Below are 21,786 nucleotides of genomic sequence, written 5' to 3' on the forward strand. Positions count from 1 at the left end.
CCTAGGTCTTATTGCTCCGGCGCCTGCAGGATGCGGGTGTGCAGCCTTTGCCGCAGGACGCGGCGATATTGGGCTGCCTTTCATTAGTGTCGCTCCTTCGCTAGATTTGTTCGTTATACTAGTGAGGTATACCACCTAGTTAATTCTAAATAAATAGTGCCGAATATAAAGACGACTTTCGCACATGCGGAAGTCGTCTTTACTTTTTGTACACAAGTCGCAAACAAGGTAACCACATACAGATTGTGGTACTATACTTTAGTGACACGAAACAGTTTGGAAAGTTGGGATACTTATGGCAGTCAAATCTAATAATTTTGCCTTATACGTTTTAATGTTCAATATGTTCATCGCCATGGCTGGCATCGGTCTTATCATTCCAATTATGCCAGAATACCTGGGCACGTTTGGCGTTGCCGGTCAGGCTCTTGGCTTTCTGATTGCCATGTTCTCATTTGCACAATTTATCTTTTCTCCGATTGCCGGCGATTTATCCGATAAACATGGTCGTAAAAAGTTAATTATTATAGGATTAATCATTTTTGGTCTATCACAACTTGCATTCGGACTATCCACCGAATTATGGATGCTGTATGCCTCACGATTCTTTTCTGGTCTTGGCTCTGCATTTATCGTACCGCCTATGATGGCATTCGTTGCCGATATTACAACCTATGAAAACCGAGGAAGAGGAATGGGCCTTCTTGGCGCTTCCATGTCGCTAGGATTTATGATTGGGCCAGCAATCGGTGGATTTCTTTCAAAGGTTAGCTTACAATTCCCTTTTTACATTGCAACAGCAGCAGCCCTTACGGCAGCGCTCATTTCCATTTTTGCATTACCCAACCCTGTGCCACGTAGCGCAGTCGAACCCGGGAGTAAGAACAAGAGGGAAAATCTATTCAAGCAGATGAAACGCTCAGCGACAACTCCTTACTTTGTCATGCTAATTGTCATGTTCGTCTTTTCATTCGGTTTGGCTAATTTCCAGTCCACAATCTCACTTTACGTAGACCATAAATATGGCTATACGCCAGCTCAAATCGCTGTCATTATTACAGTTGGAGGATTTGTTGGAGTTATTGCTCAGACATTTGTCATCAATAAGCTGTTCAATCGATTTGGAGAAATGCGCGTCATCCAGGTAAATCTTATCATCGCAGCTTTTGCAATGATTGGTATTGTGTTCGTCAATTCATTCTTTATGATTCTTTTCGTGGCAACGATTTTCTTCACTGCCACATCTCTTCTGCGACCAGCCGTCAACACGCTCGTTTCAAAACTTGCCGGTGAAGAACAAGGTTTTGCAGCAGGCATGATGACTGCCTACATGAGTCTTGGAAATATGATTGGACCGGCCCTTGCTGGCATCTTGTTCGATATCAATATCATCTATCCATATATTATTGGTACTGTTATCCTACTCATCTGTTTCACCATTGCATCTTATTGGGCAAAACGGAACGGGGATTTGCTATCAAGTTTATGATGATAATAAAAGCGCTATCACACGGGAAAACTTCCAGTGTGATAGCGCTTTTTCGGATGAAATCTATTAAATCATCGCCTCTTCTTAGCCTTCAATAATTCAGTAATACTTTCCCCCGCTGTCGATGTCTCCTTGACAACTTGTTCACGTACCAGACGTTTCTTCGTAAGCCCTTTAAACATACCAAAACGGCGCAATGTGATATCGATAAAGAACAAAATCATCGATACTAAAATTAGCCATTCTGCAATCCGTATCTTTTCGCCACTTTTAAAAGGATGATCGCGGAATGCTTCTGTCGGTGCTTCCAACACTTTTCCACCTGTTCGTTCGGCAATTTTAGTCATCAGTGCTTGGTTCGGAGCTGTCGGTTTATATTCATCGCTATACGGCACTGACAGACCGGCTTCGAACAATCCGCCTTTATCATCCGATACACCGAAAAATACAAGACCCGGTTTGGCATCAACAGTTACACGTACTTTGCCGGGAGCAAGTGGCTCTGAGGTAAATGGCACTTCTTTCCCCGCTTCATCGACGACGGCTATGTCGAGAAATGCTGCCTTACGAGAACTGTCTGTCACCGTATAGGTGCCGCCTCTTTCGTGCGTGATAATATAAGGGACTTCCTCATAAGACGGCAGTAATCGTGCCACCGCGGTATTCCAAAACGCTGGGTAGCCGGCCCATCTTGCTAAGTCACCCGTCCATTTACCTGTTGAATCAGATGTGAATGCAACTGTCCTGCCAAGCCCATACATCCATTCAGCAATGACAGGGTCATCTTTATGGCTAAGCCCCGCAATCGTAGCCGTGGCCTTCGCTGTCGTCGCTATATAGGCATTCATTTGCGGGACCCCTTCGCTAAACAAAGACGTCCATTCAGGAATACCACCCAGCGTCATATAAAACGGATTATCTTCGATATATGTCCGCGTCATCATCGACGTTTCTCTAGCCAGTATTGCAGGTACTGTCGACTCATCGACTACGTCGTAAAACCTTCCGCCACCATTTTCCGCAAGATCTTCTAATAACGACCAGTCCGCATCTGAACCGATAGCAACCGTCGACATCGTAATATTATTTTTTCGACCTTCCGCAATCACATCTTCATAATCCGAAGGCATCGGTGATTGGCCATCTGTCATCAAAATAATATGCTTCCTTTGCAGTTTCAAATCCGCAAGATCATCATATGCTTTTTGCATGCCTGGAAAAATATCCGTCCCCCCGCCAGCTGGTACAGAGAGGATTTGTTCGACTGCTTCCTTCTTATCTCCAAGCTTACCGATTGGAATGACTTCCCATACTTGATCGTCAAATGCAGTGAAACCAAATGTGTCATCATCACGTAGAAGCTCAACCGAACGGGCAGCCGCTTCTCTTGCCAAGATGATTTTCGAACCAGACATACTTCCCGATCTGTCCATAACAATCATTAGACCGAGCGAAGGAAGCGATTCTTTTCCTTTCACTTCCATCTCAACTGGAAGAAGCCGTTCGATCGGAGACTTGAAATAACCGCCAAGCCCGAAACTTTCTTCTCCTCCGACCATCATGAAGCCTGTACCAAAGTTTTTCACTGCCTGTTCAATGACCGTCATCTTATCTTCACCAACCACATGCCCTGGCACATTATCAAAAATGATTGCGCCGTAACCTAGATAACCCGACAGTGTTTCCGGCAATTGTTCCGCATCGACAACATCTACAGTCATCGCATTTTTATCCAGCAGTGCTGGGATGATTGATGGATTTCGGCTCGTCTGTACAATGAGAACACGTGGGGAACGCTCCATCATCGTAACGGACAGCATTCGGTTGTTTTCTAAAAAGCTATCATCCGATACAAGGAGTTTGGCTTCGTATTTCAGCAGTCCACTTCCGGTTGCCGATGTCCGAAATGAAAAAGTATTTTTACCATGCTCAAGCGTCACCGGTTCTTTGATGATTTCCTTATCATTTTGATAAATGAGCAGTTCACCAGTAGTTCGAGTAGATGATTCCACTTCAACTTGTAGCAGCTGCTTCTCGCCTTCATAAGCAGTTAGTGGCGTATCAAAAATCGAAATCGAGGCGTCTGCACTGCCTGGTCGTTCAAGTAAAACAGTGTCAATGATCACACGGCCTTCATTATATTTAGGCAATAATTCTTCGACCTTACCCACCGTTTCCAAACCATCAGACAGTAACACAATCCGTGTCGCACTATCATTTTTAGCCACTGCAGCAGCAAGGTCAATCGCTTTCGCAATGTCGGTTGCATCTTTTGGTTCCATCTGTCCTATTACCGGAAGCGCTACGTCTGCATCCGTCAGCTGTAAATCTGTTCGGAACGTCTCTGCGAATGAATACAGTCCAACTGACTGATTCTCTTGACGGCCTTTCAAACTTTCTGTAATCCATTTATCCGCCATGTTCCCGGCACTTTCAATAGATACAGAGCGGTCCACGACAAACAATATTTGTTCTTTATCTGCACGAAGCGTCAAAAAAGGAGTTGCCAGTGCAAAAATGAGAGCAGCAATTGCAGTACATCTCAAGATAAAGAGAATGGTCCCTTTTCCAACAAGCCGCATGCCCGATGATTTCCATGTATACGCCATATAGAGAGCGATTGGGATGAATAATAATAGCCATAATGGCTGATCAATTCGGATATCCACGTCTTCTTTGCACCTCCCATTCAATTAGTAGAAGAAGCAAAAGTGGCACAAGGAATAACCAGCCAATCCTATTTTTCCCCTCTTCATTCCCTTTCCCATTTTCCGTGCGTCCGATTTTATAGGATGAACCCTGATCTAGCTCTTTTTCTGACCGCTCAAGCTGAACAGCAAACATCTTTTCGACTCCTCCGTCCAGCGCTTTGTAAATACCCGGACGTGCTGGCGCGATGAAACTCGAACCATTCGCAATTGTCGTTACATATTCATCATCTATCGTATAGATTTCCAATCCATTCTCTGTTCCACCTGAAAGAATTGCTTTGCGTTCATTAGGCACAAATAACCCTAATGAATCTGTTTCAGAACGCAATAATTCAGCGGAACTCCAAACAAATAACGGGAAAGACGGATGAAGAGGCCAGTCGGTCAGTTCAATATCAGCAAGTATGACAATGTCGCCACGCTTGGATTTTTGAATGAACGGTTTATCGCCCACAGTCGCGATTGTCGTATACGATTTAAACGGCGGATACAAGGCACTTACGTAGACGTCACTAATATCTGCAATCGTAAATAGTGGATCTGAGGTATTTCTTACAGCGCCTGCAACTGGTTCAGTGGATTTATCGTCCCTTCCAATAATCACCACCGGCTTCGTTCCCTTTTTAAGGAATGACACATCGTTTGTCACAATAATGGATCCGTCCTGTGCGGCTAGCATTTCATTCGTGGAACCAGTTGTAACGGTTAATCCCACAGCTTCAAATGCTCTCTTTACCAACTCATGCAATTGCCCGTCGACAACGGCCTCCCCAGTCTCATTACCTAATAAAACGTAGGCCGTATTATCGGCTTCATAATCGTCCTCAACAACGATTTCGGCACGTAATAATTTACTTTCAGGTAACTCCTTGAACGATAAAAGTACTTCTTCCTTGCCTTCAATAGAAAAAGTTTCGACTTTCAATAAGTTACCGGTTTGTAGATCCTTAATATGTACGGCCCCGATTTTAGCATCTGTGGAATCATTGGTAATCCTGATAATGGCTTCCGTTCCTTCAGGCGTTTTGACAGCACCGAATTGATCGATGGATACATTGACTTTAGGAAATTCATCACCATGAATCGTCCATGAGATGGCGCTTTCTCCTTCTGAAAAAGTTGCTCGGTCTAGTGAATCCGTATAAATATGAATAGCAGCACCACCTGTTGCAGTGATCGACTTTGCGAACTCAATCGCCCGTTCCATATATTCATGTTCATATGTAACGGCTAATTTGTCGATAGCGGCCGTGATTGCATCACCGTCTGTTTCTTCCCGTATAACTATAATGGGCTCTTTCCCAGTTGTCATAATTGTGATTGGTTCTCCCAGGCGACTCGCGACAAGTTCCTTCATCGCTTCCTGATTGCGCGCAAATAATGTAGTTCCTTCATTGCTAGCAAGCATAGTCGCAGACGTGTCCACTATAAGAATAGTATGACCACCGACCGCCTCTTCTTTAGTAAGATAAGGCCCTACTAAAATAAATACTAACAGCAGAAGTGCCGCCATTTGCAGATAAAACAGGGCATTCCGCTGCAAGTTTTTCAAGTAAGGAGACACCCGTGTTTCCCGCATCGATTGTTCCCAAAATAATGTTGATGATATTGTTGTCGTTTCGTAGCGTTTTCGGAAAAAGTAATAGAAAAGGACGGCCATAGGAAAAACCACCGTCCATCCATTCACTAACTTATCAAATCCCACTTAGCCGCCTCCATCTATCGCACCCATCCTGCGTGCCGCATTTTTTTTGTTACGGTTTCCATGACACCTTCAGCAACTTCTGCACGAATGAGTTGAATACCAAATTTGCGGGCTAGCGCTGTCATTTGTGCTTCATGTATTGATTTCTTTTCCAGGTAATCTTGGACCGCACGCCTCGTCATAGTCACTTCAATTCCGTCACCGCTTTCGATGTCGACAAATCGGATATCTCCCTCGTAATTAGGTGCTTCCTCCGCTTTTGAGTGAATCGTTACAACACGTACGTCACCGCAAATCCCAGGCAGACGGCGAAATAGATGTTCCCACTTTCCGACCTCTTCAAGTCCATCTGTCAGGATGAACAACACCGTTACAGCTTTTGGAATAGACGCAAGTGCTCGGTCAGTGAAATTTTCTGTTGACCCCGGAGCGTCAATCGCCGTGATGAATTTCGTCACAGAAGCACGATGCGCGGTGCCTTTCTTTCTAAAAAAGTAATCCTGCCCATCAGTCCAAGTGGAAAACGACAGGGTATCTCCGCTCTTAAGTGCTAATTGCCCAAGCGCTATTGCCAGTTGACGGGCATAATTCCATTTTCCATCTGCCCCCATGGACTTCGTCGGGTCCAGTAAAATATGAATGCGCATCTCTTGTTCATCTAGGAACTGCTTAATATAAGGTTTATCTGTTCGGGCATAAACATTCCAATCGATATGGCGCAAATCATCACCCGGATGGTATTCTCTGAAATCGGAGAAATCAAGGGAGGAACCCGTCTTTCTTGAACGATGTGTCCCTTTGTGATGTCCGAGGCGACCTGACCGAGATTGAATCGATAATGAACCAAGCCTTTTCGCTAACCCGTTAGGAAATAGTTCACCGTTCATTGCACCGATGCCCCTTGCCGTACTTCTTCAAGCAACTTAACAATTAAACCATCAACGTCAACGCCCTCTGCTTCCCCTTCATAGTTGATGAGAATGCGATGACGCAGTGCAGGTTTAGCAACTGTCTTAATATCTGCAATCGATACATGGTAGCGCCCGGCCACAAGCGCACGCGCTTTAGCGAGTCTGATAATAGACTGAAGTCCGCGTGGTCCGCTTCCGTACTGGACATATTTTGCCCAGTCATCCGAAGATCCGCTATTATTGTGAGTTGCTGAAACAAGATCGACCGCGTAATTAATCATTTCATCCGCAATAACAACTTCTTTGACCATCTCTTGCGCCATGACGATTTCTTCTGCATCCATTACTTTTTGAATATCAATATGTTGCGGTCCCGTTGTACGCAGAATTATTTCCTTCAGTTCTAATTTCGATGGATACGGCAAAATTATTTTACAAAGAAAACGGTCCATCTGCGCTTCCGGCAATGGATAAGTTCCTTCCATCTCAATCGGGTTCTGCGTTGCAAGAACGAAAAACGGACGTGCCATTTGTCGTGTCTCCCCTAGTACTGTTACTGTTTTCTCACCCATCGCTTCAAGCAAGGCACTTTGCGTTTTCGGCGTAGCACGGTTAATTTCATCCGCTAATACCATCTGGCTAAAAATCGGTCCTTCTTTAAAAGCGAAGCGCTGCATCCCTTCTTCATTGCGTTCCAAGATGCTTGTCCCCGTTATGTCAGCCGGCATTAAGTCAGGCGTAAATTGAATCCTGGAAAATGACAAATCGAGCACTTCTGAAATCGTTCGAATGAGCATTGTCTTTCCAAGACCGGGCAGCCCCTCCAACAGTGCATGCCCATCTGCCAATATCGAATAGAGTGAAAACTCGACCGCTTCCTGTTGGCCAACGATAAATTTCCCGATTTCCTCCTTAACTAACCCTAGTTTTCCGCTCATTTCTTCAAACTGCTCTGGTGTAAATGGCATATATACACTCCCATTCTGTCTTCATTCGATTGAGGAAAAGTAATCAGAGAGGATGTGCTGCAAATCTGGCGGCAACTTCATCTTATCCGTACTTTTCAAGTAAGAATCTTTATAATCTCCAACAACTTCTTTGTAAGGACGGATGGTCCCTTTGTCAACGGGACCATTTGTTTCACGTTCCTCGATGAAATCTCCTTCACCAAGTTCCCCTCCAACAACGGACGAATCGCCTTTTTCACCTACACGGTCATTCGGAATTGATAGAAGACTCCTTCCTCCCGAACCTTTACCCGCACCGGATCCTCCTTGCCCTTGACCTTGGCCTTGTCCTTGCCCTTGTCCTTGCCCTTGTCCTTGGCCTTGGCCTTGTCCTTGTCCTTGGCCTTGGCCTTGACCTTGACCTTGACCTTGACCTTGACCTTGACCTTGACCTTGACCTTGACCTTCGCCTTGACCTTCGCCTTGGCCTTCACCTTGACCTTCGCCTTGGCCTTCACTTTCGCCTTGGCCTTCACCTAGACCTTCGCCTTGGCCTTCACCTTCACCATTTCCTTCTGATGCACCTGGTTTAGTGTCACTCGCTGTTGCAGAAGAATTGCTTCCTGAACTTGCAAGCGCAGGTAATGCTGGCGCTTTACCAATTTCATTCAACGCGCTATGTGCTTCTCCTGCATTTTGTGCAAGTTTATCCGTAAGTTCCTTAAGCTCGCTAAGTTCCTTTTCTTCCTCATCACTTAACGAATCCGCAGGATCACCAGATGTCTTAGCTATCTCTTTTTTGTCTACTAGACGTTGTTCTTTCAATCGTAATTCCTTCTGTTTCTTAACAAGTTCCTTCAATGCCTCTTCCGACGTTTCCGCTTTCAAAAGCTTTTCAGCGAGTTCCAACAATTCCTTTTTCACTTCAGGAAGTTGTTCCTTTTTAATCAAATCTTGCACTTCTTTTTTCATCTCTTCAATAATCTCTTTTTCCTTTTCAATCGCTCCCGCTTCCAACTGTGCTTCAGATGGAAACGTGACTAATAGAGCCAGACAAGCAGAGACAATAATAAATCCACCTAGCATTTTTGAATTTACATACCGTTTCTCCCTTTTTTTAAACAGCTCAAATGCATTCGCCACTTTTGACTCGGCTGCAACAATGATTGAAGGAGCAAGATGTGTTTCATTAACCTTGACATCCATCGCTGTAATAAGAAGATTATCTAGCATAAATTCGTCAAGCTGCCTTACCGCATCGTCGTTCTTGTATCTTTTGTAGACAATGAAAACGATTGTCGCAATGAGTAGCAATACTGCACCAACAAGCGCGATACGTCCATAATAAGGAAGGACAAATAGTCGAGAAGCGACAACAATAAGGACCGCGAAAAGGGCGGCAGCAAACATTCCAGTCTGCATCGTATAGATTGCTTTTTCAAAACGTAGCCGGTACAAAGTAGCCAGTATATATTTTTTCAACAATGATTTCCTTTCCATTCGCCCAACTCCCTATTATTTTGAACGTTTCATATTTACACGCAGTTTCTTTACTGAAATAAATAGTGAAATAACCGTAAGTGACAAATAGAAAATAAGATAGCCAATCCAAATCGGGAATTTCACTTGCGTCATTTCCGAAATACTATCCCCCATTCCCTGCGAAAGGAATGAAGCGAAGAGGATCGCCGGATTTATGGACGCAAGAATATGCCCAAGTATTGAAGGTGACGGCGTACCTGTTCCCATGTGATTGAACGCAGTCATTTGCAGTACAATCAAGAAGATAAACCCGGTGACAACCGATAGGAACAGCATTGTTCCATACGTTGCTATCATCGAAACAATCGTCCGGCGAATGAGTGTAGAGAACATAACACCCACACTGCCTATTGCAAGAAGCGTAACAAATAAGAAGAAGAACACTTTAACAAAGTCCAGGGGAGAAATACCGCCGAATAAAAATACTAGACTATAGATCGGTAGTCCCGCCACAATAAGCAGCAACAGGAATGCAATTGATGACGACAACTTTCCTGTAATGATTTGAAATGAACTTTGTGATGTCGTCAATAAAATTGACAGCGTTTGTTTTTCTCTTTCCGAGCTAATTGCTCCAGCCGTCAAACCCGGTGTAATGAATAACACAAGTCCTAATTGGATAAATGCTAACAGCCCAAACAAGATGAAACTTTCACTAGGTCTGAAATAAGACGTCCCTGACATCGTCATTGTCGCAAAGATAAAACCAAAAACAAAAATACACATCGCTATCAAGTAGAATAGGATACCTATGAAACTTTTTGGTGAGCGGAACCTTAATTTCAATTCTTTAAAGAGGACCGGATTATTGAAATTCATCTTCATATTAATCGGCTCCTTTCGTAATTTCCATGAACACATCCTCCAGATTGGTCACATGTTCCATGAATGAAAGGATTGGAATACTATTCATGATAGCTCGCTTCAACAAAATGATTTGGTCTTCTTCTGTTCCTTTATATGAAAATCTGATGCCATTATTAGCATCCAACTTTTCGATATTTGACACGTACGGATCTTCTTCGAAAAATGCGATTGCGCTGTCAAGCTGCCCACCCAAACGGACCGTAATGACTCTTTCTCCTCGCAGTTTATCCTGAATTTCAGCAACGGAGCCATGCGCGATGAGACGACCATTATCTATTACCCCGATTTCATCACACATTTCCGCTAGTTCAGGCAAAATATGCGACGAAATTAAAATTGTCTTGCCCATGTTTTTTAACGTTTTTAGGATGTCCCTCATTTCAACACGTGCACGAGGATCAAGTCCAGATGCAGGTTCGTCAAGAATAAGTACTTTAGGATCATGGATAAGACTTCGCGCCAAGCAAAGTCGCTGCTTCATTCCCCGCGATAAAAGGTCTACGTACGCATGACGCTTATGTGACAGATTCACGAGTTCCAGCAATTGCGGAATAAGCTTTTGCCGCTCCGCTTCTGGAATGCCATAGCTCGCACCGTAAAAGTCTAGATACTCATCCGCCTTCAGCTGATCATAGACACCAAAAAAGTCTGGCATATAACCAATCATTTTTCGCACGGCTTCCGGATTCTTCCGGATATTCACTCCGTCGATAAAGACATCCCCCGCCGTCGGTTGCAATAAGGTCGCAAGAATGAGGAATGTCGTCGATTTCCCAGCTCCGTTCGCACCAACAAATCCGAAAACTGTTCCTTCACTTAACGTCAAATTCAAATTATCAAGCGCTTTGAATTGGCCATACTTTTTTGTAAGTCCTTTTATCTCTATCATTGCGACACCTCCCCATTCAGCTTGAGCATTGGTACACGGCCTTGATTGCCATTCTTTTCATCATGAAATGTGATTCGGACAACAACTTTTCCATCAGGTGTTATATAGTCGTTTATATTTTCCGTCTTAACCAATTTCCCTGACTCTGACTGCTCGAATTCGCCAGTCCGCACATTTAATAGGCTGACATCATAAAGCTGTTTTTGTATTTTCGAAAGTTCTAGCGAAGTCCATTTCATGTTCTTCCCTTTTAATCCCTCTGGTAATTGCCAAGTTTGATTGTACATGGGCTCATTAAAGTAATATTCGTCTGTCCCATAGCCCTGGGAATCTGGCTGAAACTGTCCGTCCTCTGACAGCATCGACATCTCCATCATCTCAGGTTCAACTGTAAACGCATCGGTCAACGTTACATCTACCACTGCCGGTTGGACGAGTATCGTTAATGCTGACACAGAAGGTTTTACCTTAAGTAGATCAATAGGAACAATCTGTGTATCCGTATAACCGATTATGGCCGGACTCGAAGTCTTGTTCATATATTCACCGGAAAACGACAGAATGCTATCTTTCCTCATCTTCGTCAGGTCATCCATATTGACTGGTGCAGGATTCATATAGGAATTGAACATCGCTTTTCTTGGTAACAATGTAGAAGTTTTCAACGTTTCATCCACTTGAGCAGTTTCCCCCGGCCCAAGATCACCGATTGGAATCAGTTTTGTTCCTGACCAAATCGCTACATCCGTCAATGCAAACGGAAATTCATTCGTCACTGAACCCGTTAATCTTTTATCCGTGACATTCAACTGGATAGCATAATTCCCTTGCTTTTCAAGCCTTGTTTCTCCAAACACTGTCCCTACATTCCAATAACCGATATTACGAAGATGCATTGTCGTACCTGCTGCATCCTTTTCAACAATCGCCTTTTTATGGATGATACCTTGAGTAGATGTGAATGGATCATTATTTGGCAACGAAGCACCAAGCGTCGTTTCGGTAGGTGCGGAAAATGTAAAGTCCCCAGATTTATTGGTTAGAATTGACTCCGCATAAAACCCCGTCAAACTACCATCCTGTTCAACATTTAATATTGCAGAATGTTGAATTTGTGCTCTTCCAATTCGATCTTTCGCTCCGTATGCAAATATGGCAATAGACGCCAGTATGGCAATGGAAGGAATAATCCACCAGGCATATTCTCGTTTGTCTTTCCGTTTAAGGATTAAGTAAAGCGCTGGTATAATAAGAATAATATAGAAAATAATTATTCCAAAAATTAATGGCGCAGACACCTTAAATGAGGGAAACAATTCGTTGGTACTACCTACCGAATGGACAATCGCATTACTCGGACTGTCATGAGGATTGTGCCCCCATTGATTTGAACGTCCCGTCGAATCGAATAATGTACCCCAGAATGCCGGCATTCCAACCATTTTAGCTATTGGGTCATCGCCAAACGAGAAAGCCGTCTGGACAATCTTTCCCTGGCCCAAATTGGAATAGGCAACGAGGACATTTCCTTCATCTTCAAGTAGGGACAATGCACCCGGATTTAATTCTGATAAATAGGAAGGGATAGTACCTTCAAATCCTTTTGTTCCCGCCCACTTATTGAAAACCTCAGGATTCGCTTCGGTACTTCCCTTCAACGCCAGAGGCAACTGATCGGAAAATACGCCCGTCTCCGCTTTCACGTTGTCAGAACCCCCGATTACTAAGATGCCTCCTGAACGAACCCACCCTAACAGCGCATTCTGTTTCCTTTCAGATAAATCGGCAAGCGGATATTCATCGATGATGATAAAATCTGCCGCTCCCCAACCTGCCGCTTCTTCAGGAAAATTTGGTTCACCCATTTTCGATGCGCTAATGATTTGGCTAGTCGAAGCATTCAAAACCCGGCTATTTTTCAAAGCGCCTAGACGATCCGGATTATCCGTAAACGTTACGATGAATTTCGAATCATCATAATACATCGTCGTTGTTAACTTTTGTGCACCTTTATGTACAATTTCCTTCCCTTTTTCCCATCCACCTTCGTATAGGAATATCGTTTTCGTGTTCGCCATTCCCCCATACATATTATTCATATCAGTCATATTCGGGATAACAAGCGAAATCGTTTTGGTCTCCCCAGCACCGACATCAAGAGGGATTGCTTCCCCAATTCCTGTCGTGAAATAACTCGGTACATCAATTACTAGATCCCCGCTAAATGCAGTTCCACTGTTTTCGATGACAATTATTATGGGTGCACCTTTTCCTTCCTTCGCTTTACCGTCGATGCCTGCCGAAACACTTACTTTTAAATCTGGAGCTGCAAGAGCATTAACTTCTGGAATGAAGACAATCAATCCAATTAGCAAAACCAAAAACAGCGCAAACTTTCTCCACATACCATTCTCCTCCTGTCATGTAGACTTATAGTTTTCATCTTATTAGTACGAACGAGACAGCCTAAAGTTCCTTTATTTCTCAATAATTGTAATCTTTTTGTAATCTTTCGGCATGACTTTGGACAATTTGTGCGAATGCATCCACTTGTTTTAGTGCAAACGAAGATTCATAGCCGATTAACCATGTATCTCGCGTCAATTCAAATTCCTCTTCATTGTTTAACAGCGGCATTTTATTGACATCTTCATCACCGGTCAATGTAATTGACGGTAATATCGCATAACCAATCCCATTTAACGCCAATTGCTTACAAGTCTCAATCTGATCGACTGTAATTTGACGGCCCGGATTTTGGTCAAAATGACGCTGCCACCAACGTTGAATTTCCATATGGTAATTCGAGTCACTCTTGAATTGAATAAATGGCCGTGTCGTATCTTTCAATTCTTCGATAGACGTAATTTCACGATCTACTAAATAGAGGTGGTCTCGGAATAGATACGTTTTTTTACTCTTCCAATCTACCTGGCCACGCACAATTCCAACATGAGCTTCTCCTTCATATAATGCTTTTACAATTTCTGAACTCCATCCCGTTATCAGCGAGATTTTGGCATCTGGATACACTTCAACGTACTCTTTCAATACTTGTGGCAACCACGTCTGCCCTACGATGGACGCACATGCAATTTTCAATGTGCCGTGCACTTTATCCGCCATTGATGCAATCATTTCAAACGTTTCTTCACGTTTCACAATCGCTTCACGTGCATAAGCGATGACTAGTTCTCCCGCCGGCGTCGGCTCAAGCCCTTTCTGCGAGCGGATGAACAATAACGTTCCCCACTCCTTTTCAATTGATTGTAATCGCTGGGAAAGTGCTGGTTGCGATAAAAAAAGGCGTTCTGCAGCTTTGCGCATATTCCCTTCTTCCGCTAACGCTTTAATGATTTCAAGTTCTGTCGTTGTCATTCATATACCCCTTTCCACGTGGAATTTTTAATATAAGGAGCAAGCTGATAACAGCAAAAATAGCTACAGTAATATACACCCATTGCAACGAGCCATCGAGCGCATTTTGTAACAGCTGTACTTTTGTTACAGGTATAGTTTGTCTCATTTCATCCGTCAGCAGTAAATTGACATCATCTAAACTATAATTCAAATCTTCCTGCCTAAAACGAGTTATTAACATGCCATTTAAAATCGCCCCGAATAATGCCGCCCCTACCGTGTTTCCAAAATTCCGCATGAACATATTGGCAGCCGTCGCGGATCCCCGCGTCTCTCTTGGAACCGCCCCTTGAATTGTGACGGTGAACGAGGTACTTGTAAGCCCCATCCCGATGCCCACAAAAAAGCTTGCCATCGCAGCCCACCACGGATCTGATCCTGCATCCATCATGACAAATAAAGAGGTTCCAAAAACGAGTGATACCCCACCCGCAAAGGATACAAGAAACGTTCCATAGCGGATTAACAAATGTCCTGCAACAGATGAAGCAATCGGCCAACCAATTGACATTGCAGTCAGTGTGAATCCCGCGGTAATCGCTGGCTGTTCCATCACGCCTGTTACGAATGTAGGTAAATAAGAGGACACGCCAATCAAGATGACACCAGTCGTTAACGATACGAGGTTGGCATACAAAATGACAGGGTTTTTCCACAGGGCAAACGGCATCACTGGATCTATTGCACGCCGCTCAACCCTTACAAACAATGCCAAAGATACAAGCCCTATTGTTATAAGAGTAACACCGTAAAATGATATACGACCGAATGCCTGACCACCTTCAACGAGCCAAAATAAAATAGTGGATAACGATAGCGTAAGTAAGAAGGCACCTTTATAATCAATCGAAACTTTTTTCTCCCGCTTTGGTTCATGAAGAAACAGACAGATACCGACCATCGCAAGTATTCCAAGCGGCACATTCACCCAGAAAATAAATTTCCAATTCATATAGTGGACAATCAGCCCACCAATAACTGGACCAGATACAGCCGAAATTCCCCAAACACTGGATAAGTACCCTTGAACTTTCGCCCGTTCTTCCCTTGTATAGATATCACCTATAATTGTCGTAGCAATCGGCATTACGGCACCGGCACCTAGGCCTTGAAGTAACCTGAATACGATTAACTGCTCCATTGAAACGGCAAAACCACATAATATAGATCCAATAAGAAATATCGTCAACCCAATAAATAAAATTGGTTTGCGGCCAAATAAGTCCGCCAATTTACCATAAATGAGTACAGTGACCGTACTCATTAGTAAATACGAAGAAAAAATCCAACTATATCTTGAAAAACCACCAAGGTCCGAAGCAATCGAAGGCATTGCTGTCGTCACAATCGTCGCTTCAACCGCACCGACAAACATTGCCAGCATGACAGAAATGAGCACAAGCGGGCGATTCGTTATTTTATTATTTTTCACTCTCTTCATCTCCTTTTAAACAGAAAAGGGCCCCATCTAGGAGCCCGCAATCAAACCATAATAATTATTCAACCGAATAAATATATCTTTTAAATTGTTTCAGTATTACTCTTCGCGTTAATATGCCTGCAAATGTGCCGTCTTCTTCCGTCACACAAAGAAATGTATGGTCAATTAATAAATCAAGCCCTTTTTGGAATCGATCCGTCGTTTTTATGGATGGCAAATCAGTTTGCATAATTTCATCAACCTTTAGATTGGCTAGACGTTCATATTCAATACGTTCAAGGCCCAAAATAGAATCAGTAATCATCCCCATACTGAGCAACCCTTTTAAACGGTATTTCGCATCAAGGACAGGTATAGCTGAATAACCAGTTTTCGTTAGAACAAGGAGGGCGTGCTCTGCATTATTTCCAACCTGAACATGCGCAACTTTTTCAGACGAAATAATAAAATCCGCTATTGGTGTGAAAAGAAAATCCCTATTGTTTATAGAAATCATGTAATTCTACTCCTTCTGTAGCTATGCTGTTCACCTTAAAACTACATATCTATCATATCATAAGAAGGACTTTCTATCCGTGATAACAAAAAAGAAAACCCCTTCTGTTAAGAAGAGGCTGCGTAATAGAAAATAACAATTCCAATGAATAAGACGGCAACGAGGACGATCCAAATAATTGGATTCAAGGTAAATGGATGCTCTTCAATTGGACCAGAAATCTGATCATTTTGTCCATCAACAGCAACAACAGGCGCCTTGTTCCATTTCTTCACAGAGATAAAACCGATTATACAAATGATCAACACTACGGTAATTAATGGAACTGTCCATACATCCAAACATATCCCTCCTTTTGAAGGTAGGATGTGCAATACAGCTCTATATTATCCTTAAAACGGAGATTTGTTCAACCATTGCCCACCGTCTAATGTCACAATTTCTCCATTCATGTAGGATGCCTTATCTGACATAATAAATGCCGCTAGTTCTGCAATCTCTTCCGGCTTTCCAAGACGGCCCAAAGGTATGGATTCAAGTGTGCGCTTAGCCACTTCATCTGACTGCCATAACTTCTCTGCACCGCCTGTACGTTCAATCGGGCCCGGCGCAATACCATTCACACGGATTCCATATTGACTTCCCCACTCAACTGCCAATGTCCGAGTTAACGACATAACACCCGCTTTGGCTGCCGCGGAATGAATGACGCCCGCGCCCGCATCCCATGCATACGTTGCAAGCATATTCAAAATCGATCCTTTTTGTTCTTTTTCAATCCAGTACTTTCCAACAGCACTTGAACAATAAAATGTGCCATTTAGTACAATATCTATAACAGACTTCCAGCCGTTTGGTGATAAATCTTCTGCTTTGACGATGAAGTTTCCTGCCGCATTATTTACTAATCCATCGATTCGGCCAAACTTTTCATCCGTGAAAGCGATAAGCGCTGCAACTGATTCAACACTCCGCACATCCATCTGGAATGTATGTGCGCGATCCCCAATTTCTTCTTGAGCCGCTTTCAATCTATCTATATCTCTACCTGTAATAACGACTTGTGTACCTTCATCAGCAAATTTCTTCGCCATGTATTTCCCCATCCCATTCGATCCACCTGTTACAATTATGACTTTTCCATCAAACACAGTAATTCCCCCTTGTATTATGAATGAATATTCACTCATAATTGTAACATGTTATCCAGTACATGACGAGAACAAAAGCGCAAGCGCCTGTTTAGGGGCGACAGGCATAAGACGGGCTGGCGAAGCGGCGTTCTTTGCCGCACAGTCGGACCGACAAGTTAAGGAACACAGCCAAAGTACGCCGCGTCCTGCGGCAATGTCTGCGTGACCCACATCTTGTGGGCCTCCGAGCCACTAGGCGCTAGAGTCTAGACGTAAAATCTCTATTTTGCGGCTTATCCACAGTACGAGATTTCATAATTTCCTTAAGAACAAAAAACGGACAACGAATTTTCTCCATTGTCCGTTTACATAATTACGCATTGACTCCTAAATACTTTTCTACAATTTCCTCTACGGGAACTGCCTTACTGTACAAAAAGCCTTGCGCCTTCTGACAATTGGCTTCAAGTAGAATCATTGCTTGTAAATCCTTTTCCACGCCTTCTGCGATAACTTCCATCCCAAGACTATGAGCCAGATTAATTATTGTCTTCGCTATTGCTTTATTTTTCACATCAATTTCAATATCTTTTATAAATGAGCGGTCAATTTTAATGATATCAATTGGATATTGCTTCAAATAACTTAGTGATGAGTAACCCGTTCCAAAATCATCTACAGAGATGAATATACCGATTTCCTTTAGTTCATTTAACGTTGTTAACGTCTCATCTATTATCGTCAATGCCCCTTCTGTGATCTCCACTTCAAGGGAAGACGGTACGATGCCATAGTAGGTAATTTTGCCTTTCAATTTTTCAACAAAGTTCTCCATTCTAAATTGTCTTGGCGATATATTTACAGCTATCCTGACGGCTTTGAACTGTTTATCCTGCCACTCTTTCAACTGTTTACATACTTGGTCTAATACCCAATCACCAATTCCATGTATAAGACCCGACTCCTCAGCAATGGGGATGAATTGCACCGGTGATACAAACCCAAATTTGCCGTTGTTCCATCTAAGAAGCGCTTCGAAACTGCTAATATGCCCCGTTTTCAAATCGACTTGCGGTTGATAATGGATCGTCAATTCATTTAACTCAATCGCCCTGCGTAAATGAGATTCCATCAGTGCTTCATCTGGGAAAGTAGAATTCATCGCTTCTTGATAGAATCGATAATGCGAGCGGCCACGATCTTTTACAAAGGCCAGTGCTTGCTCGGACTTCCGTAGTAAGTCCTCAAGTGTTTTGCCATCTTCAGGATAAACGGCAATTCCGATGGATGCGGAAATGAAATACTCCTGATGATTATGATAAAATGGTTTTCCAAAATCATTCAGTAACTGTTGTGCAAACTTCTCTATTTTCAGCACAGAATGATTTTGCAATGAGACAATAAATTCATCGCTGCCATTACGATATAATCTGGCGGATGCAGGACAAATTACTTTTAATCGTTCCGCAACCATTTTTAATATTTCGTCCGCGCCATTATGTCCAAGTGATTCATTTATTAATTTGAATCGATCAAGTCCTAAGTGGACGAAAGATAGTCTTTTTTCGCTTTTTAAGGCAAAAAGAGAATCCTCTGCAAAGTGCTCTAGCATAGCCTGACGATTCCACAGACCTGTCAAATGATCATGATAGCTCAGGTAAAAAAGTTTTTCATTATTTTTCTGATGAATTGATGTATCCCGTACAATCAATTGAACTTCTTTCACATCTCCATCAACAAAGACGGGAATTGCCTTCAAGTATGCGGGCAATAAGTGTCCCCGTTTATGGAAAAAAGTCGAATCTTCCATATTAATTGATTCCCCTGCAAGGGCGCGGGTTAGGAAGAGCTTGAACTCTTTCATTTTACCTTCCCTTGTAAGATTCAAGATTGAACGGCCGGATAGTTCTTTGAATCGATAGCCGAATCCTAAATGAACTGCGCGATTCGAGTAGATCATTTTAAAGTTTTGATCGATGGTTATGATCGGATCAAGATTATGTTCGATGACAGAATTATATTTATGTTGTAACTCCGTATGAGACTTCCTTTCAGTTTTGGTATCTAGCCTTTCACGCATTTCAATGATGATAATTTCTCGTTCATGCTCTTCTATATGACGTTGAAAATCCAGTTCGAATAATACGTTTGTCGCACCCCGCATCGATTGAATTTCAGTCGTAAAGTTAGATTGATTTTGTAATTTTCGCATCCTGCGTTTGATTGGAATCCACAAATCACAAAAAAAACTAGCTGCTGATTGATCAATATCAGCTGAAAAGTATTGCTTTGCCAATGAGTTGGCGTACAGCACATCAAATTTACCTTGGTTATTTTCCCCGACAAATATGGTCATTTTAAACGAGTGGTTAAATATATACGATTCTATAACTTTTTCTAAACGTTCTTCAATCTTAACGTTTTCCATGTGTGCCTCCGTTTGTTGTGCATTTATCTAAACTTTCATCGAGTAATCCAGGCCAATTTTTACTAGTCGCCCGAGCACTTATAGTCGATAATAAATAGATTGCACTGATATCGAAAAAGTATGTATTAACTAATTAGATGCGTAATTCTTCATAGTAGCAAAATGCGCCTTCAGAAAAATCAATGTTTTCACCAACATTTAAGTCTGAAGTTGTACAATTCTTTCATTCTTGGTATTATATGAAACATATATAATCATTCAATCTTCCAACGAAGGAGGCCTATTTTGAAAAACAAGCATTCTATCCGTCAACTGGCAATTGCCATCTATACTGTAAATCGACATGCAAAAACAGCACCTGACAATAGACAACTTTACGCTTTAAAAAAGATGGCAATAGACAAACTTCTTAGTTCGGGTACTGCCGAAAAAATCGGATTGCATTTTGTCGACAATCCCAAATTTAGCAAGCAGCATTCCACAGTTCTCGTCCGATGTGACGAATTCCTCTTTCATACAATCCCGGAAAAAGAAGACTTCAATACACTTCCACACCTCGGACAACAAGATCCAACTTCTCGCAACCCACAAGAACGAATGAGCTTGAAAACTGCGCGTGAGCTTCTCTCCAAATATGTGGGACCCATCCATCAGGTCGTACCCGTGAAGAAACAAACGGTACCAAAAAAGTCTATCCATAGCATTCAGGGTACACAAAACTTTCGTTCATCTTATTTGGATGGTAAATAAGAAAAGCGCAGGCGCCTTGGTAGACCCGACTAGCGCTGGAAGGCCATAAGATAAAGGCGCTCTTTGCCTTTAACTTATGGACTGAAGCGACTCGAGGGGCTAGGCGCTGGAGTCTAGACAATAAGAAAAGCGCAAGCGCCTTGGTAGACCCGACTAGCGCTGGCCGACTAAATTCGCCACGTCCTGTGGCAACGTCGGCACTAGTACGTCCTGTACGTCGGATGACCTAAAGATAAAGGCGCTCTTTGCCTTTAACTTTAGGACTGAAGCGACTGAGGAAGGCAGCCTAAGATCGCGACATCCTGTCACAACAGCTGCATGACCCACGTCGTGTGGGCCCAGGGGCTAGGCGCCGTAGCTAGACAATATTCCATGTTGAAAAACGTATACTTTATTATCTTTTTAAAAAGGGGTTATTCCTGCTGGCTACCAGCGAGAATAGCCCCTTTTCTCTTCTATTATTTGATTTGCTCCGCGATTACTTTTTCAAAGTCAACGAGAAGAATCATTCCATTATCGCGCTTGATAACTCCCGAAACAGGTACTTTATTACCCATATACATATCAGAAGCAGGTTCAATATCTGAAAAATTGATACGCTGGATTTGGGTGACAGCCGTCACATTTAAGACAACTGTTGTCCCGTCAAATTCCGCAACGATATATTTTGATTCATCACTTTCATTGATATCGGTATTTCCTGTTACTTTCTTCAAGTCAACGACAGGAAGTACTTCTCCCCGTAATTGAATAATCCCTTCGATATACGGGTGCGCATGTGGCAATACAGTAACTACAACGGGTTGAATAATTTCACGGACATGCTGAATGCCAAGTCCAAAATTGCTTTTGCCTACTTGAAATTCTACAAATTCAAAGACTTCATATGTTACTGCATCTGATTTAATTGTATTCACCCACTCAGCTCCCACGTTTAATAATAGTATTATATAAGTATCCATTCGAATCCGCTTCAGCGCTAGGGGATGTCTCCCACCATATGCCAAACGGCCTCGCCGCCAATATTAGGGCTTCGGCTCCACTTAAAAGGCGCCCT

Annotated in this window: 17 protein-coding genes; 2 read left to right on the plus strand and 15 right to left on the minus strand. The window is 42.8% G+C overall.

The window, feature by feature from the left end; genetic code table 11:
* The first annotated feature begins 295 nt into the window (after positions 1–295).
* Positions 296–1,489: an MFS transporter gene (locus tag I2483_RS07080; protein WP_207174820.1), complete on the plus strand. Its 1,194-nt coding sequence runs from the start codon at positions 296–298 to the stop codon at positions 1,487–1,489.
* A gap of 71 nt (positions 1,490–1,560) precedes the next feature.
* Here the strand turns inward: I2483_RS07080 and I2483_RS07085 are convergent, their stop codons facing one another.
* From I2483_RS07085 to I2483_RS07150, 14 genes are all read right to left on the minus strand, one after another.
* Positions 1,561–4,158: a VWA domain-containing protein gene (locus tag I2483_RS07085; RefSeq protein ID WP_207174822.1), complete on the minus strand. Its 2,598-nt coding sequence runs from the start codon at positions 4,156–4,158 to the stop codon at positions 1,561–1,563.
* Positions 4,142–5,905, minus strand: coding sequence for a VWA domain-containing protein (locus I2483_RS07090; RefSeq protein WP_207174824.1), 1,764 nt, complete (start codon positions 5,903–5,905; stop codon positions 4,142–4,144). Before I2483_RS07090 ends, I2483_RS07085 begins: the two co-directional genes overlap by 17 nt.
* A 14-nt stretch (positions 5,906–5,919) precedes the next feature.
* Positions 5,920–6,792 (minus strand): DUF58 domain-containing protein, encoded by an 873-nt coding sequence (locus tag I2483_RS07095; RefSeq protein ID WP_207174826.1) that lies wholly within the window; start codon positions 6,790–6,792, stop codon positions 5,920–5,922.
* The gene (locus tag I2483_RS07100; protein WP_207174828.1) at positions 6,789–7,784 is read right to left on the minus strand and encodes an AAA family ATPase; all 996 of its coding nucleotides are present in this window, start codon (positions 7,782–7,784) and stop codon (positions 6,789–6,791) included. Before I2483_RS07100 ends, I2483_RS07095 begins: the two co-directional genes overlap by 4 nt.
* Positions 7,785–7,805: 21 nt before the next feature.
* The gene (locus tag I2483_RS07105) at positions 7,806–9,263 is read right to left on the minus strand and encodes a hypothetical protein (protein WP_207174830.1); all 1,458 of its coding nucleotides are present in this window, start codon (positions 9,261–9,263) and stop codon (positions 7,806–7,808) included.
* A gap of 15 nt (positions 9,264–9,278) precedes the next feature.
* Positions 9,279–10,130, minus strand: coding sequence for an ABC transporter permease (locus tag I2483_RS07110; RefSeq protein ID WP_207174832.1), 852 nt, complete (start codon positions 10,128–10,130; stop codon positions 9,279–9,281).
* A gap of 1 nt (position 10,131) precedes the next feature.
* Positions 10,132–11,061, minus strand: a complete 930-nt coding sequence (locus I2483_RS07115; protein WP_207174834.1) for an ABC transporter ATP-binding protein — start codon at positions 11,059–11,061, stop codon at positions 10,132–10,134.
* On the minus strand, positions 11,058–13,466 hold the full coding sequence (locus I2483_RS07120) for a hypothetical protein (protein WP_207174836.1): 2,409 nt from the start codon (positions 13,464–13,466) through the stop codon (positions 11,058–11,060). Before I2483_RS07120 ends, I2483_RS07115 begins: the two co-directional genes overlap by 4 nt.
* Positions 13,467–13,545: 79 nt before the next feature.
* Positions 13,546–14,439: a LysR family transcriptional regulator gene (locus I2483_RS07125; RefSeq protein ID WP_207174838.1), complete on the minus strand. Its 894-nt coding sequence runs from the start codon at positions 14,437–14,439 to the stop codon at positions 13,546–13,548.
* Positions 14,420–15,922 (minus strand): MDR family MFS transporter, encoded by a 1,503-nt coding sequence (locus I2483_RS07130; RefSeq protein ID WP_207174840.1) that lies wholly within the window; start codon positions 15,920–15,922, stop codon positions 14,420–14,422. Before I2483_RS07130 ends, I2483_RS07125 begins: the two co-directional genes overlap by 20 nt.
* 55 nt (positions 15,923–15,977) lie before the next feature.
* Positions 15,978–16,418, minus strand: a complete 441-nt coding sequence (gene cbpB / locus I2483_RS07135; protein WP_207174842.1) for a cyclic-di-AMP-binding protein CbpB — start codon at positions 16,416–16,418, stop codon at positions 15,978–15,980.
* 107 nt (positions 16,419–16,525) lie between these two features.
* Positions 16,526–16,759, minus strand: a complete 234-nt coding sequence (locus tag I2483_RS07140; RefSeq protein WP_207174844.1) for a hypothetical protein — start codon at positions 16,757–16,759, stop codon at positions 16,526–16,528.
* A 51-nt stretch (positions 16,760–16,810) separates the two neighbouring features.
* Complete coding sequence (gene fadH, locus I2483_RS07145; RefSeq protein WP_207174846.1) at positions 16,811–17,569, minus strand: 2,4-dienoyl-CoA reductase; 759 nt, start codon at positions 17,567–17,569, stop codon at positions 16,811–16,813.
* 355 nt (positions 17,570–17,924) lie between these two features.
* Entirely contained in the window at positions 17,925–19,979 is a 2,055-nt protein-coding gene (locus I2483_RS07150) for a sensor domain-containing protein (RefSeq protein WP_207174847.1), read from the minus strand.
* Positions 19,980–20,264: 285 nt separating this feature from the next.
* Between I2483_RS07150 and I2483_RS07155 the strand changes: the two genes are divergently transcribed.
* Entirely contained in the window at positions 20,265–20,729 is a 465-nt protein-coding gene (locus I2483_RS07155) for a YkyB family protein (protein WP_218624890.1), read from the plus strand.
* A 458-nt stretch (positions 20,730–21,187) separates the two neighbouring features.
* Here the strand turns inward: I2483_RS07155 and I2483_RS07160 are convergent, their stop codons facing one another.
* Positions 21,188–21,646: a chemotaxis protein CheW gene (locus I2483_RS07160; RefSeq protein WP_207174849.1), complete on the minus strand. Its 459-nt coding sequence runs from the start codon at positions 21,644–21,646 to the stop codon at positions 21,188–21,190.
* Positions 21,647–21,786: the final 140 nt, after the last annotated feature.

It is taken from the genome of Sporosarcina sp. E16_3 (genome assembly GCF_017347125.1).
Classification (GTDB): Bacteria; Bacillota; Bacilli; order Bacillales_A; family Planococcaceae; genus Sporosarcina.